We start from the raw sequence: 13,136 nt of genomic DNA on the forward strand, positions 1-13,136 counted from the left end.
TGAGGCCCGTGCACGGTACCGTGAAGGCGAAAAGACATGCATCTGCCGACTTTTTAGGCGTTCTGGCCGCCTCGCCACACGTTGGTTGGCGGGTGTTGCATTTGCACCACAAGACTCAGGGCTCCCGCCCCAGTTGAGCGGCACGCAAAATCGGATTCGAGCAACAGTTCGACACACTGCGGTCGGTATCGACGCGAATCGCGTCTCCGCAAAACTACGGACGGCCGATACGGAAAAAGCCGCAGCGGCGTCCGCTGCGGCTTCGATCAGGTGAACCGGTGCAGGTTCGGCTAGTGGTGCTCGCTGTCGGTGCCCCAGCTCGGCGCCGGCTCGTGGCTCGGCGTGGCCCAGCTCGGCGCCGGCTGCGGCGCGGGCTCGGGCGCCGGGGGCGCGGCGGCCGGCTTCGGCGCGGCGGCCTTCTTCGGAGCGCTCTTCTTGGCGGCCTTCTTCGCCGCCGGCTTCGCGGGCGCGGCTTTCTTCGGAGCAGCCTTCTTCGCAGCTTTCTTGGCTGTCTTCTTGGCGCTCTTCTTGGCTGACTTCTTCGCAGACTTCTTCGCGGCCTTCTTCGCAGTCTTCTTGGCCGACTTCTTCGCGGACTTCTTCTTCGCCGCTACCGCCTTCTTGGCCTTTTTGGCCTTCTTGCTTTTCTTCGCCTTCTTCGACTTCGCCATCGTGGTCCTCCTGTTGCCGCTGATTTGAGTCCACCGCGTATTGAAGTGATCGCTTGCCGGTCAGCAGCTGCACCTCGAGGAGAGGCACCTTCCACTTCGCTTGTCGGGCATGATGGCCGCGCGATCGCTTCGCGTCTGTGGCAGGGAAGCGCCGGTCCTTCAGTTTGCGTCAGGGCAAGGCTGGGGTCCGGATCATGCTCGAATGGCAGTCGATCAATTCAATCCTGGCCGGGGACCTCCTGTCGCCCAATCGAGAAGCTCAATCGTGTGCACCACAGGAACTGACGTACCGCCGGCAATCTGAACCATGCAACCAATATTGCCCGCAGCGATCATGTCCGGTTTGACAAGCGCAATATTGGCGACCTTGCGATCGCGCAATCTGCTCGCAATGTCGGGCTGGAGAATGTTGTAGGTCCCCGCCGAACCGCAACACAAATGGCTCTCGGGCACATCTTTCACCACGAATCCATTCTTGGAAAGCAATTCTTTCGGAAGTTGAGTGATTTTCTGTCCATGCTGCAACGAACAAGCCGAGTGATAGGCGACGGTGACGTCGCCTTTCTGCGTTGAAGGCGCGAGCTCGAGGCCAGCGAGATACTCGGTGATATCCTTTGCCAGCGCCGAGATTCGCTCGGCTGCTTCCGCGAAGGTTTTGTCCTCGCGCAGCAGGTAGCCATAGTCCTTGACGACTGTCCCACAGCCCGAGGTCGTCACCAGAATGGCGTCAAGCCCGTTCTGGTCCGCTTCCCTTTGCCACACCGTGACGTTGGCCCGTGCGCGCGCCAGCGCGTCGGCGTCCTGTCCCATGTGATGGGTCAACGCGCCGCAGCATTGCTCGTCCTTGACCAGCACCACCTCGACGCCGTGCCGGGTCAGCACGTTGATCGCGGCCTGATTGATGCGTGGCGCCAGCACCTGCTGGGCGCAGCCCTGCAGCAGCGCGACCCGCCCACGCCGACGGCCGGTCGCCGCAAACACGGTTCCCGCAGCTGGACCCGGCGGCGGCAGGCTGCGCGGCGCCAGCGCCAGCATGGCCTTGATCCGCCGCAGCAGGCCCGGGCTCGCCGCACCGACCGACGGCGTTGGCAGCAGCGCCGTGAACGGACGGACGAGCCCGGCCAGGATCATGCTGATCCGGAACAGGCCCGGCCGCGGCAGCACGAAGGCGAGCACCGATCGCAGCAGCCGCTCGGTCAGCGGCCGCGCGTAATCCCGCTCGATCCTGACCCGGGCCTGGTCGACGAGGTGCATGTAGTTCACGCCCGACGGACAGGTGGTCATGCAGGCGAGGCACGACAGGCAGCGGTCGATATGCTTGACCACGTCCGCCGTCGGCGGCTTGTCCTTCTCCAGCATCTCCTTGATCAGGTAGATGCGGCCGCGCGGGCTATCGAGTTCGTCGCCGAGCAGCACATAGGTCGGACAGGTCGCGGTGCAGAAGCCGCAATGCACGCAGGCGCGCAGGATCTTGTCGGCTTCCTTGATGTCGGGATCGGCGAGCTGCGCCAGGGTAAACTCGGTCTTCATGCCCCCCCGCCTCGCATCGTCCGGCCGCGGTTGAGGACCGATCTCGGATCGAAACTCGCCCGGACCCGTTCGCCGAGTGCGGCAAGCCCGGCCGGCTGCGGCTGGAACACATCGACCGCGCGGCGCACATCCTCGGTGGCACGGATCAGGGTGGCGTGCCCGCCGACCGCCTCGACCTGGCCGCGGACCAGCGCGGCCTGCGCGTCGGCGCCCGGCGGCACCGCGGCCCAGATCAGTCCGCCGCCCCAATCGTAGATCACATCGCCGCCGGTGGCGCGCGACAGCGCCTGACCCAGCGCGCCGCCCGAAGCCGGCGGGCAAACGATGCGCCACACCGGCCAGGCCCCGAGCGCGCCGTTCACCGCGAACGGCACCACGTCGCGCAGCGCGCTCCAGATCAAGGCCGAGGCGTCGTCAGCCAGGCTGTCGACCGTTCCATAGGATGAGAGTGTCTGGCTGATCGAGGCCGCCCGGTGCACCGCCGACGCCGAAATGCCCTCAAGCCGCACCAGCGTGACCGGCTGACCGGAGACTGCGAGGCCGGCGAGCGCGCCGGTCCCCGACCGCAGCGCCGAACCCGGCAAATGCGCCGCACCCGACACGTCGAAGGGCGAACCCAGCGCCGCCGTCATCGCCTTGTTGGCGGCGACGTCGTCGAGCCCGCGCAGCACCAGCGTCCGCTCGGCTTCCGGCTTCGGCATCACCTTGAGCGTCACTTCGGTCATGACCGCGAGCGTGCCCCAGGAACCGGTGAGCAGCTTGCAGAGATCGTAGCCGGTGACGTTCTTCACCACCCGCCCGCCGGTCTTGAAACTGTCGCCGAACCCGGACACCGCGTGCGCCCCGAGCAGATGATCCCGGGTGCCGCCGGCCTTGATACGGCGCGGACCGGCAAGGCCGGCGCCGATCATGCCGCCGATCGTGCCGGCTCCTGCGCTGCCGAGCAGCACGGACATGTCCATCGGCTCGAAGGCGAATTGCTGGTTCTTGGCGTCGATCAGCGATTGCACGTCAGCGAGCGGCGCGCCGGCCTGCACGGTGATGATCAGCTCGTTCGGCTCATAGGAGCTGACCGCGTTCAGCACCGAGACGTCGAGCACCGCATTGGTCGCCATCGGATGACCGATGGCGCGTTTCGATCCGTGACCAATGACCTCAAGCGGCTGCTCGCTGGCGACAGCAGCGCGCACCACCTCTTCGACGTCCTGGACGTCTCTGACTTTCAGCGTTTCCACCCGCTAGGCGGTAACGAAATTTAGCGCCGAAATCAAATGCGACGAACCCCATCGTCGCAACGCCGGCGGACTGGCCCGGGAGCGGGGCTTGCCGCGGTCGGGCCACCCTGCTCGAGGTTTTGGCCACATCCCGCGTCCTGCGCAGGCGGAGACGCAACACTTCGACCGATGCCGAACCATTTTCACGACATCGACATTTCGACCGTCGCCTAACCGAGTGCGCAGCACGATCCCCTATCTCTCGTGGGCGGTTCGGCCGGCACGACGGTTGGCGCAAATCATCTGGAGGCGATCATGAAGCGTTCGGAACTCACGACCACAACGATGATGCTCACCCGACGATCGGCCATCGGCTCGTTCGCCGCGATCATGACGATCGCCGGCGTCTCGCCCTGGGCCGGATCGCAAGCTCGATCGGAGCAAAGCAACGGAGGAATGCAGATGAAGCACTATGCGATGAGCACGAGAACCATCAGCGATGCGATCAACACATCAGGCCTGCTGGTCGTGGCGCAATGGGAAGCCAAGGAAGGCCAGGCCGACAAGGTCGCGGCAATCCTCGACGGCTTCCTGCCCGAGGCGCAGAAGGACCCCGGCACCAAGCTGTTCCTGATCGGCCGCGGCAAGGACAATCCGGCGCAATTCCTGTTCTACGAATTGTTCCAGGACGAAGCGGCGTTCAAGGCGCATGCGGAGAGCGCCTACTTCAAGACCTACATCGCGGAACAAGCGCTGCCTCTGCTCGCCAAGCGCGAACGGACGCAATACGTGCTGCTTTAAGACGGTGCCGCGGGAGGGCTTGCGATGCAGGTCCTCCCCCTCCCGTGCAATATCAGACCGACGCGCGGTTGCCGTCGAGCGTCGCACCCAACTCGATCCGCTCGGGCGATCTGCGCCAGAAGGCTGCGATCGAAATCCGGGAGAGCACCGCCGCCTCGATCTGTTCGACCTGCGCCCTGAGCCGAAGCGCATGCTTCTCGACCAGATGCCAGGACACGAACGCGACGCCGAAGGCAATCGGCAGGCTGATCAGGATGTTCAGATACCAATGCTGAACCGGGGGGCCCAACGCCGCAACGCACTGCTGGACGACGACCCCGTAGAGGTACATCCCGTACGAGTAGTCGCCAGATGACACGATCCAGCTCCGCCGCGGGTTCATGAGCCCCAGATAGCACGCGACATACGCGGCGGGTCCAACAACAAACGCATCGGTGTATCCGGTGGCCATCCCGGCCGCGCAAAGCGTCAGCGCGAGCAGGAACGTGGTGCGGTTGAACGGGACCTTGTCGCGCCAAAGGTAGAAGCCGACACCTGCAAGGAAGCAGAACACGAGCAGCGGCGGACGAAGGTGAAGATAGTGCAGGTCCGAATGGTAGATATCGTGGCAGGCGTAACCGATCTGGGCGAACACCAGAAACGCCAAATACAGCACCCTGTTGAAGCAGATTGTGGTCACGGCGAGCAGCGCCAGGATGACGTAGCACCACAGCTCATATGGGACCGTCCAAAGCTGCGCATTCACCGCAAACGGTACCGGATTGTGCAGAAACACGCCGGGGAGCTCATAGTGGATGTCGCCGACGATATTGTGAAAATAGGCATAGAATTTCGGGTCTGCGAAATACTGCGCAAGGGGAAGCGCAGTGAAGATCGGGCCGATGATGATGGCCGAGAGTGTCGTCTCGACCGCAAGCGCAGGCACAATGCGAAGCACGCGCAGGCCGAGAAATGAAATCAGGCTCTTGCACCTCAGCAAGCTCGCCGTCACCAGAAACCCGCTCAAGGCGAAGAACAGCGCAAGGACCATTGCGCACCCGATGCGGATATGGCCCAGGACCTCCATCGCCCGGTCGATGCCAAAGACGACGTTCGCGCTGTGCAGGCAGATGATGGTGACCGCCAGCGCGATCCTCAGATAGTCGAAGCCTGCGGGCCGATAGCGCGAAAGAGCCAACTGATCGGCCAGGCTAAACTTAGGTTGCATTGTGCTTCCGAGACAACGATTTTGTCGAAAACTATCCAGCAACAAACTAACAAGATATGAACGCATAACGTGCATATCAAAACGAACGCAATCCAGGTGACGCGCCACCGAATTCGCAGCAAGTAATGGTTATCGTCCGGAAAGGACGATCGGTCGAACTGGATTGATCGGCGCCGGCTGGACGACAGCCTCTCGTTCGGCCTGCTTGGGCGATTTGCGCCAGAAGCCGACGATCGAAATCCGCGACAACACCGCGGCCTCGAACGTCTCGACATGGCAGCGGAGCCGCAGCGCATGTTTCTCGACGAGATGCCAGGACGCGACGGCGACGCCGAAGGCGAGCGGCAGGCTGATCAGGATATTCAGGTACCAGTGCTGAACCGGCGGGCCGAACGCGGCAACGCACTGCTGGATGACGAACCCATAGAGATACAGCCCGTAGGAGTAATCGCCTGACGACACGATCCAGCTCCGCCGTGGATTCATCAGGCCGAGATAGCACGCGACATAGGCCGCCGGCACCGGCGCCAGCGCGTCGCCGCGTCCCGTGGCCATGCCGGCGGCGCACAGCAACAGCGCGACCAGGCACGCCGTGCGATTGAACGGCACCTTGTCGCGCCACAGGTAGAAGCCGACACCGGCAAGGAAGCAGAACACCAGAAGATGCGGGCGCAGCTGGATCGGCGCCTCCTCCCAGCGGTAGATGTCGTAGCTCACCAGCCCGACCTGAACGATCGCCAGGAACACGAGGTAGGCCACCCTGTTGAAGCAAATCGTGGTCACCGCGAGCAGCGCCAGGATGACGTAGCACCACAATTCATACGGCACCGTCCAGAGCTGGGCATTCACCACGTCCGGCAGCGGATTGCGCAGGAAGACACCCGGCAGCTCGTAATGGATGTCGCCGACGATGTTGAGAAAATAAGTGTGGAATTTCGGGTCGGCGACGTACTGCGCCAATGGCAGTTCGGTGAACACCGAGCCGATGATGACCGCCGACAGCGTCGTCTCGACCGCGAGAGCGGGCCCGATCCGAAGCACGCGCAGGCCGAGGAAGGAAATCAGGCTCTTGCACCGCTGCAGGCTCGCCGTCACCAGGAAGCCGCTCAACGCAAAGAACAGCGCGAGGATCATCGCGATGCCGATGCGGAACGAGCTCAATATTTCCAGCGCCCGGCCGAGCCCGAGCGTCACGTTCAGGCTGTGCAGGCAGATGATCGATACCGCCAGCGCAATCCGCATATAGTCGAAACCTGCGGGCCGATTGCGCGAAAGCGCCAGCTGATCAGCCAGGCTGGGCATCGATGTGGTCCCGAAGACATGCATCTTGGGAAAATACCGAGGAACAGTTGAAGGCCGTGTAAACGGTGGGCCGCCGCAATTGCAGCACGTGCAACGGCAGCCCTTGCCACGGTCATCGCGGCAAGCATCGGTTAAGGTTATCGGTCGGCTAGCGCGATCCGTCGAAATGGATCGATCGGCGAAGCGCTCGCATATTCCAGTCCGCCTGGGGCCGACACCGATGCATGTTGGCCTTGGGGCCAATAGCCGGCGCGGCACCTGATGCCCCAAAAGGACTGGCCGGCGCTATCGGCATTCGGCGACCGGTGATTTCGATCGCGGCTCAACCGCCGCAGGAGAACCGCCACCATGAACATCAAACCAACGGCCATCGCGCTGCTCGCGATGATCGTGGCCCAGCAGGCGCGCGCCGCAATGCTCACCGACGCCGAGGCGACGTTCCTCGACCAGCTCGCCACCGCGGCCGCGGTGCTCGAACAGCGATGCATCGGCTATGAGGCCAGTGGTGCCGGCGGCGTTCAACTCGGCGCCAGGCTGCTCGGCAGCCCCGACGCCGCCATGGCCATGATCGGCGCCTTTGACGCGGCCATCAAGGCCAACGACGGCAATGACTACGATCCGCGCAAATTCCGCCCCGAGGTGTCCGAAGCTGCCGGCAAGACCTTCAAGCGAGTCCGGGCGGAGTTGGTAGCTGACCCCAAACGGGCCTGCGCCGCATATGGCGATGCCAGCGCGGCGGGCGGCCTGGTGAGACGGTACTAAAACCGCGGGATGTCCGGGAAGGCCAGCTTGCCGGCGTGGACATGGACGCGGCCGAGCTCGGCGCAGCGGTGCAGGGTGGGAAACACCTTGCCGGGGTTGAGCAGGCCCTGGGCATCGAAGGCGCATTTCAGCCGCTGCTGCTGGTTGAGATCGATCTCGGTGAACATTTCCGGCATCAGGTCGCGCTTCTCGATGCCGACGCCATGCTCGCCGGTGAGCACGCCGCCCAGCTCGACGCAGCAACGCAGGATATCGGCGCCGAACGCTTCCGCCTTCTCGATCTCGCCCGGCTTGTTGGCATCGTAGAGGATCAACGGGTGCAGATTACCGTCGCCGGCGTGGAACACATTGGCGACGCCGAGGCCATATTTCTCCGAGAGCTCGCGGATCCGTGCCAGCGCCTTCGGCAACGCGCCACGGGGAATGGTGCCGTCCATGCAGAGATAGTCCGGCGAGATCCGCCCGACCGCGGGGAAGGCCGCCTTGCGGCCGGCCCAGAACAGGTTGCGTTCGGCCTCCGAGGTCGAGATCTGGCAGGAGGTCGAGCCGCAACCCTGCGCGATCGCCTCGACCCGCTTGATCAGCTCATCGACCTCGACCTGGGGACCGTCGAGCTCGATGATCAGGAGCGCCTCGACATCGAGCGGATAACCGGCATGAACGAAGGCTTCCGCGGCGTGGATCGCCGGCTTGTCCATCATCTCCATGCCGCCGGGGATGATGCCGGCGCCGATGATGGCGGCCACGCATTCGCCGGCCGCCTCGACCTCGGCGAAACCGACCATCAGCGCGCGGGCCGTCTCCGGCTTCTGCAAAATGCGCACCGTGATCTCGGTGATGACGCCGAGCAGCCCCTCCGAGCCGGTGATGATCCCCATCAGGTCGTAGCCGGCATTCTCCGCCGACTTGCCGCCGATGCGCAGGATCTCGCCACTCATCAGCACGATCTCGCAGCCGAGCACATTATTGGTGGTCATGCCGTATTTCAGGCAGTGCACGCCGCCGGAATTCTCCGCGACATTGCCGCCGATCGAGCAGGCGATCTGCGACGACGGATCGGGCGCATAGTAGAAGCCGGCATGGGCGACCGCCTGGCTGATCGCAAGGTTGGTGACGCCGGGCTCGGTGACGACGACGCGGTTGTCGAAGTCGATCTCGCGAATCCGCTTGAACTTGCCGAGCCCGAGCAAGACGCCGTCGGCGAGCGGCAGCGCGCCGCCGGACAGCGAGGTGCCGGAGCCGCGCGGCACCACCTTGATGCCCTGCTCCTGGCAATATTTGAGGACCTTTGCGACCTGCTCGGTGGTATCGGGCAACACCACGACCATCGGCGGCTGCCGGTAGGCGGTCAGGCCGTCGGATTCATAGGCCAGCATTTCGGCGGCGCTGTCGATCACGCCCTCGCCCGGGACGATAGCGCGCAAGGCGGCGGCGATTTCGGCGCGGCGGGCAAGGACGGCCTGATCAGCCGCCGGCATCATGATGGACATCGCTGTTCCCTCGGAGCGCTCTGCGCGCTTTGCGGATTTGTTACGACAAATCAATCAGGTCTGCACCTGTTTCAGTCACCCGGCCGAAGGTCGGATTGCCCCGCCCCGCAATGCCGAGTTCTCTCTCGGACAAGCGGACGGCCATGAAACCTGTCAAAGTTTCGTGGCTTGTCCTGTCCAAGCCCGACATGCCACAAACCAAACGCTACCCCCCGGGACGAAACGAAGAGAACCCCATGAACCTAAAGACCTTGAGCGCGCTGGCGGTCGTCACATCGCTGGCCACCGCATCCTCCGCGCTGGCGCAGGATGCCGCCGCCGGCAAGACCTCGTTCAACAAATGCCTCGCCTGCCACGCGATCGGCGAAGGCGCCAAGAACAAGGTCGGCCCCGAGCTCAACGGCCTCGACGGCCGCCACTCCGGCACCGCGCCGGACTACAATTATTCCGATGCCAACAAGAATTCCGGCATCACCTGGAACAAGGATCAGTTCCTCGACTACATCAAGGATCCGAAGGCCAAGATCCCCGGCACCAAGATGGCCTTCGCCGGCATCAAGAACGAGACCGAGGCCAACAATCTGTGGGCCTACGTGTCGTCGTTCGACAAGGACGGCAAGCAGAAGTAATCGGCGGTATCGGACGTCGTCCGCCCTGCGCCAAATGCCAGGGCGCACGTTAGAAGGGGATGGCTTTCCTCGAATAGCCATCCCCTTCTAGCTTTCTGATTTGCACTGCCGCCGCAATCAGCGCGGCAACAGATTGGTCTTGGCGAGATCGACCACCTCGTCGCCGCGGCCGCTCATCACGGCGCGCAGCACCCACAGGCTGAACCCCTTCACCTGCTCCAGCGTAATGGTCGGCGGCATCGACAATTCCTGCGTCGCGGTCACGACGTCGAGCACGGCCGGGCCGTCATGCGCGAGCACGTCGCGGATCGCGCCCTCGAGCTCGCCGGGATCCTCCACCCTGACGCCGTGAATGCCCATCGCGCGGGCCATCGCCGCGAAATCCGGATTCTTCAGATCGACGCCGGTCTCGATGAAGCCGGCGGCCTTCATCTCGAGCGCGACGAAGCCGAGCACGCTGTTGTTGAAGATCACGACCTTCACCGGCAGCTTCGCCTGCGTCAGCGTGATCAAATCGCCCATCAGCATCGCAAAGCCGCCGTCGCCGGACATCGACACCACCTGACGCCCCGGCTGCGCCGCCTGCGCGCCGATCGCATGCGCCATCGCATTGGCCATCGAGCCGTGCACCCAGGAGCCGACCAGCCGGCGGCGGCCATTCATTTTCAGATAGCGCGCGGCCCAGATCGTCGGCGTGCCGACGTCGGCGGTGAACACCGCATCCTCGGTCGCCTGTTCGCTGAGCAGGCGCGCGAGGTATTGCGGATGGATCGGCTTTTGCCCCGGCTTGCCGCGGGCAAGATCGTCGAGGCCGGCGCGGGCGTCCTTGTAATGCGCGAGGCTGGCGTCGAGAAACTTGCGCTCGGTCTTCACGGTCAGCTTCGGCAACAGCGCGGCGATGGTCTCGCCGACGTCGCCGACGATGCCGAGATCGAGCTTGCAGCGGCGGCCGAGATTTTCCGGGCGGAGATCGACCTGGGCGATGCTGATGCCGGTCGGGAAAAACTGCTTGTAGGGAAAGTCGGTGCCGAGCATCAGCAGCACGTCGCAGCCGTGCATCGCGGCATAGCCGGACGAGAAGCCGATGAAGCCGGTCATGCCGACGTCGTAAGGATTGTCGTACTCGACATATTCCTTGCCGCCGAGCGCGTGCACGATCGGGCTCTTCAGCGTCTCGGCGAGCTTGATCAGGCCGGCATGCGCGCCGGCGCAGCCGCGGCCGCAGAACAACGTGATGCGCTTGGCGCCATTGAGCAGCGCGGCCAGCGCGTTCAATTCGGCTTCGGCCGGGCGCACCACCGGCACCGGCGGCAGCAGGCCGGCGTTCGGCGCAATGTCGCGCTTCGGCGCCGGCCGCATCGCAACGTCGCCCGGCAGCACCAGGACGGCAACGCCGCGCTTGCCGACCGCGGCGCGGATCGCATTCTCCAGCATGTAGGGCAGCTGCGCCGGATCCGACACCAGCTCGCAATAATGGCTACATTCGCGGAACAGATCCTGCGGATGGGTCTCCTGGAAATAGCCGCCGCCGATCTCGGCCGACGGAATCTGTGCTGCGATCGCCAGCACCGGCGTGCGGCTGCGATGCGCGTCGAACAGGCCGTTGATGAGATGGAGATTGCCCGGGCCGCAGGAGCCCGCGCACACCGCAAGGTCGCCCGTGATCTGGGATTCGGCCGCGGCGGCGAAGGCCGCGACCTCCTCGTGGCGCACATGCAGCCAGTCGATCGTGCCGCGCTTGCGCAGCGCCTCGGTCAAGCCGTTGAGACTATCGCCGACGACACCGTAGATGCGCTTCACGCCGGCCTGGGCGAGGGTTTCAGCGATGAGGTCGGCGATGTTGTCGATCCGCATGGGGCTTGTCCTTTGGGTGAGATCTGTCGAGCCGCGCAGCCGCATGATGTTCGGCAGGCTGCGACCGCGCAAGCCTCACCGGATCACAGATTCGCGGGGACAGTCTTGTCCGCTGTTGCTGCCGGTTGGACCAACCGGTCCACCATCGCCTCGATCTCGGATGCGACGAGATCGGGCGCTGCGTACTGCACCATGTGGCCGACACCTGGCAGCACGATGAGCTTCGCGTTCGGCGCTGACGCAGCGAGCGGCCGCGAATGGATTCCGGTCGAGACCGTCTTGTCGACATCGCCCGAAATGATCGACAGCGGCGCATTGATCTCCGCATAGCGCGGCGCCTGCTCGACCACGGCGGCCTTCAGCGTGACGAGATCGCGCGCATTGGCGATGAATTCGCGCGGGCGCAGCAGGAGCAATGTCTCGCTGTCGTGGACGAAGTCGGCCGGCATCGGCTGCGGCGCGAACACGCCGCGCACGCCTGATGTCGTGACGAGATAACCGAGCGGCAGCGTGATTGTGTGCGCCAGCAACGGCCCGATCAGCGGCGTCGAGATCACATCATTGTAGCGGCCGGCGCCGCCACGCCAGGGATAGGCCACCGGGGCGAGCAGCACGAGACCGGCGACGCGGTCCGGATGATCCAGCGCGATGCGCAGCGCGAGCGCACCGGCCCAGGAATGCGCCACCACGATCGCCCTGATGATGCCGAGCCTCGTCAGCGCCTCCGCGATCATCCGGCCCTGGATCGCGGGTGTCGAATCCGCCACGCGTTTCCGCGTGCTCCAGCCATGGCCCGGCCGGTCGATCAGGATCACCCGGCGTGTTTTGGCAATGCGGTCGCCGAGCGGCTGCATTGCCCGGAGATTGGAGCTTGCACCATGCAACATCACGACCGGCGGCCCCGCGGCATCGCGCGGGCCGAGTTCGACCACATGCAGCCGCCCGCCGGCCACATCGAGCATGCGGCCCCGAGGCGGAAAGGCCCTCTGTATGAGGATGACGCCGATTTGCGTCGCCAGGGCCAGCGCCAGCCCGGCGGCCGCCAGCGCGATGATCGCGGTTAACATTGAGGGGATCCGGAAAATCTTGGGTAATTGGAGTGTCTTGGGCACCTGAAAATTACGACGAAGCCGAAGTCAGGTTTCGTGTCGATTTGCCCGCAGCCCTGGGATGCCCTTGTTCGGAAAGCCAATTTTCGGTTGTCCGGTTCGCGCTCAGGGCGGAGTTGTCCACAATCCGCCCAGCCTGTGGATAGCGGGTTCATCCCACCGTCATTAGTAATTCCATAGATTGCCGGTGGCAATTTCGCCATCAGAGGCGAGGCTTCATCGAAACCGGGACGCACCCGGGAATGCCTCTTGGCTTGTGCACTGTATCCACAGGAACCTGCGTCCGCTCGACGAGTTCAACGGGAAGTAATCGGAGGAGTACCATGATTTCCGACCCTAGCGATGCGGCCATCGATCAGATCGTGGCGAGTTGCAATGGCGACCTGCGCGGCGCCTTGAAGGCACTGTTGCTCGTGAATGAGCACCTGGAGGCGGAGCTTCAGCAATTCTATGCGGCTGTCGCCCAGGACACCGCATCCCGCGGCAAGTTCCTGCACTAGTCTCCTGCGCCGGCCCGTTTCGCGAGCAAGCATCAAGCTCGCGAGCAACGTGCCCCCTCGCGTCAAT

The 13,136-nt window shown here is 64.3% G+C and carries 12 protein-coding genes; 4 read left to right on the top strand and 8 right to left on the bottom strand.

Annotation, left to right across the window (positions count from 1 at the left end; genetic code table 11):
- Positions 1 to 290 precede the first annotated feature (290 nt).
- The 3 genes from AAFG07_RS35770 to AAFG07_RS35780 all read right to left on the bottom strand — a co-directional run bounded on the left by AAFG07_RS35770 (position 291) and on the right by AAFG07_RS35780 (position 3,436).
- Positions 291 to 671 (bottom strand): hypothetical protein, encoded by a 381-nt coding sequence (locus AAFG07_RS35770; RefSeq protein ID WP_342724353.1) that lies wholly within the window; start codon positions 669 to 671, stop codon positions 291 to 293.
- Positions 672 to 884: 213 nt separating this feature from the next.
- On the bottom strand, positions 885 to 2,201 hold the full coding sequence (gene glcF / locus AAFG07_RS35775) for a glycolate oxidase subunit GlcF (protein ID WP_342724354.1): 1,317 nt from the start codon (positions 2,199 to 2,201) through the stop codon (positions 885 to 887).
- Entirely contained in the window at positions 2,198 to 3,436 is a 1,239-nt protein-coding gene (locus AAFG07_RS35780; protein ID WP_342724355.1) for an FAD-binding protein, read from the bottom strand. The genes glcF and AAFG07_RS35780 overlap by 4 nt, the downstream gene beginning before the upstream one ends.
- A 294-nt stretch (positions 3,437 to 3,730) precedes the next feature.
- On the opposite strand from AAFG07_RS35780, the gene AAFG07_RS35785 reads away from it, so the two are divergent.
- Positions 3,731 to 4,216, top strand: a complete 486-nt coding sequence (locus AAFG07_RS35785; RefSeq protein WP_342724356.1) for an antibiotic biosynthesis monooxygenase — start codon at positions 3,731 to 3,733, stop codon at positions 4,214 to 4,216.
- 52 nt (positions 4,217 to 4,268) lie between these two features.
- Here AAFG07_RS35785 and AAFG07_RS35790 read toward each other — a convergent pair whose 3' ends face one another.
- Both AAFG07_RS35790 and AAFG07_RS35795 read right to left on the bottom strand, forming a co-directional pair.
- Positions 4,269 to 5,531, bottom strand: coding sequence for an acyltransferase (locus AAFG07_RS35790; RefSeq protein WP_342724357.1), 1,263 nt, complete (start codon positions 5,529 to 5,531; stop codon positions 4,269 to 4,271).
- 21 nt (positions 5,532 to 5,552) lie between these two features.
- The gene (locus tag AAFG07_RS35795; RefSeq protein ID WP_342724358.1) at positions 5,553 to 6,725 is read right to left on the bottom strand and encodes an acyltransferase; all 1,173 of its coding nucleotides are present in this window, start codon (positions 6,723 to 6,725) and stop codon (positions 5,553 to 5,555) included.
- A gap of 348 nt (positions 6,726 to 7,073) precedes the next feature.
- Between AAFG07_RS35795 and AAFG07_RS35800 the strand changes: the two genes are divergently transcribed.
- A complete protein-coding gene (locus AAFG07_RS35800; protein WP_342724359.1) occupies positions 7,074 to 7,487 on the top strand; it encodes a hypothetical protein in 414 nt (137 codons plus the stop codon).
- On the opposite strand, the gene AAFG07_RS35805 is transcribed toward AAFG07_RS35800, so the two are convergent.
- On the bottom strand, positions 7,484 to 8,977 hold the full coding sequence (locus tag AAFG07_RS35805; RefSeq protein WP_342724360.1) for an FAD-linked oxidase C-terminal domain-containing protein: 1,494 nt from the start codon (positions 8,975 to 8,977) through the stop codon (positions 7,484 to 7,486). The two genes, AAFG07_RS35800 and AAFG07_RS35805, sit on opposite strands and share 4 nt — an antisense overlap.
- A 236-nt stretch (positions 8,978 to 9,213) precedes the next feature.
- Here AAFG07_RS35805 and cycA point away from each other — a divergent pair, with 236 nt between their 5' ends.
- Positions 9,214 to 9,606, top strand: coding sequence for a cytochrome c-550 CycA (gene cycA / locus AAFG07_RS35810; RefSeq protein ID WP_342724361.1), 393 nt, complete (start codon positions 9,214 to 9,216; stop codon positions 9,604 to 9,606).
- 117 nt (positions 9,607 to 9,723) lie between these two features.
- Here the strand turns inward: cycA and poxB are convergent, their stop codons facing one another.
- Together poxB and AAFG07_RS35820 are read right to left on the bottom strand one after the other, a co-directional pair.
- Positions 9,724 to 11,460, bottom strand: coding sequence for a ubiquinone-dependent pyruvate dehydrogenase (gene poxB / locus AAFG07_RS35815; protein WP_342724362.1), 1,737 nt, complete (start codon positions 11,458 to 11,460; stop codon positions 9,724 to 9,726).
- Positions 11,461 to 11,543: 83 nt separating this feature from the next.
- Positions 11,544 to 12,527 (bottom strand): alpha/beta hydrolase, encoded by a 984-nt coding sequence (locus AAFG07_RS35820; protein ID WP_342724363.1) that lies wholly within the window; start codon positions 12,525 to 12,527, stop codon positions 11,544 to 11,546.
- A gap of 365 nt (positions 12,528 to 12,892) precedes the next feature.
- Between AAFG07_RS35820 and AAFG07_RS35825 the strand changes: the two genes are divergently transcribed.
- Complete coding sequence (locus AAFG07_RS35825; RefSeq protein ID WP_018269760.1) at positions 12,893 to 13,069, top strand: hypothetical protein; 177 nt, start codon at positions 12,893 to 12,895, stop codon at positions 13,067 to 13,069.
- Positions 13,070 to 13,136 lie beyond the last annotated feature (67 nt).

Source organism: Bradyrhizobium sp. B097, from assembly GCF_038957035.1.
Classification (GTDB): Bacteria; Pseudomonadota; Alphaproteobacteria; order Rhizobiales; family Xanthobacteraceae; genus Bradyrhizobium.

What these genes read in the sequence shown, in the direction of transcription:
- AAFG07_RS35770 (WP_342724353.1), bottom strand. Translation starts at nt 671, where the DNA reads ATGGCGAAGTCGAAGAAGGCGAAGAAAAGCAAGAAGGCCAAAAAGGCC.
- glcF (WP_342724354.1), bottom strand. Translation starts at nt 2,201, where the DNA reads ATGAAGACCGAGTTTACCCTGGCGCAGCTCGCCGATCCCGACATCAAG.
- AAFG07_RS35785 (WP_342724356.1), top strand. Translation starts at nt 3,731, where the DNA reads ATGAAGCGTTCGGAACTCACGACCACAACGATGATGCTCACCCGACGA.
- AAFG07_RS35795 (WP_342724358.1), bottom strand. Translation starts at nt 6,725, where the DNA reads ATGCCCAGCCTGGCTGATCAGCTGGCGCTTTCGCGCAATCGGCCCGCA.
- AAFG07_RS35800 (WP_342724359.1), top strand. Translation starts at nt 7,074, where the DNA reads ATGAACATCAAACCAACGGCCATCGCGCTGCTCGCGATGATCGTGGCC.
- AAFG07_RS35805 (WP_342724360.1), bottom strand. Translation starts at nt 8,977, where the DNA reads ATGTCCATCATGATGCCGGCGGCTGATCAGGCCGTCCTTGCCCGCCGC.
- cycA (WP_342724361.1), top strand. Translation starts at nt 9,214, where the DNA reads ATGAACCTAAAGACCTTGAGCGCGCTGGCGGTCGTCACATCGCTGGCC.
- poxB (WP_342724362.1), bottom strand. Translation starts at nt 11,460, where the DNA reads ATGCGGATCGACAACATCGCCGACCTCATCGCTGAAACCCTCGCCCAG.
- AAFG07_RS35820 (WP_342724363.1), bottom strand. Translation starts at nt 12,527, where the DNA reads ATGTTAACCGCGATCATCGCGCTGGCGGCCGCCGGGCTGGCGCTGGCC.
- AAFG07_RS35825 (WP_018269760.1), top strand. Translation starts at nt 12,893, where the DNA reads ATGATTTCCGACCCTAGCGATGCGGCCATCGATCAGATCGTGGCGAGT.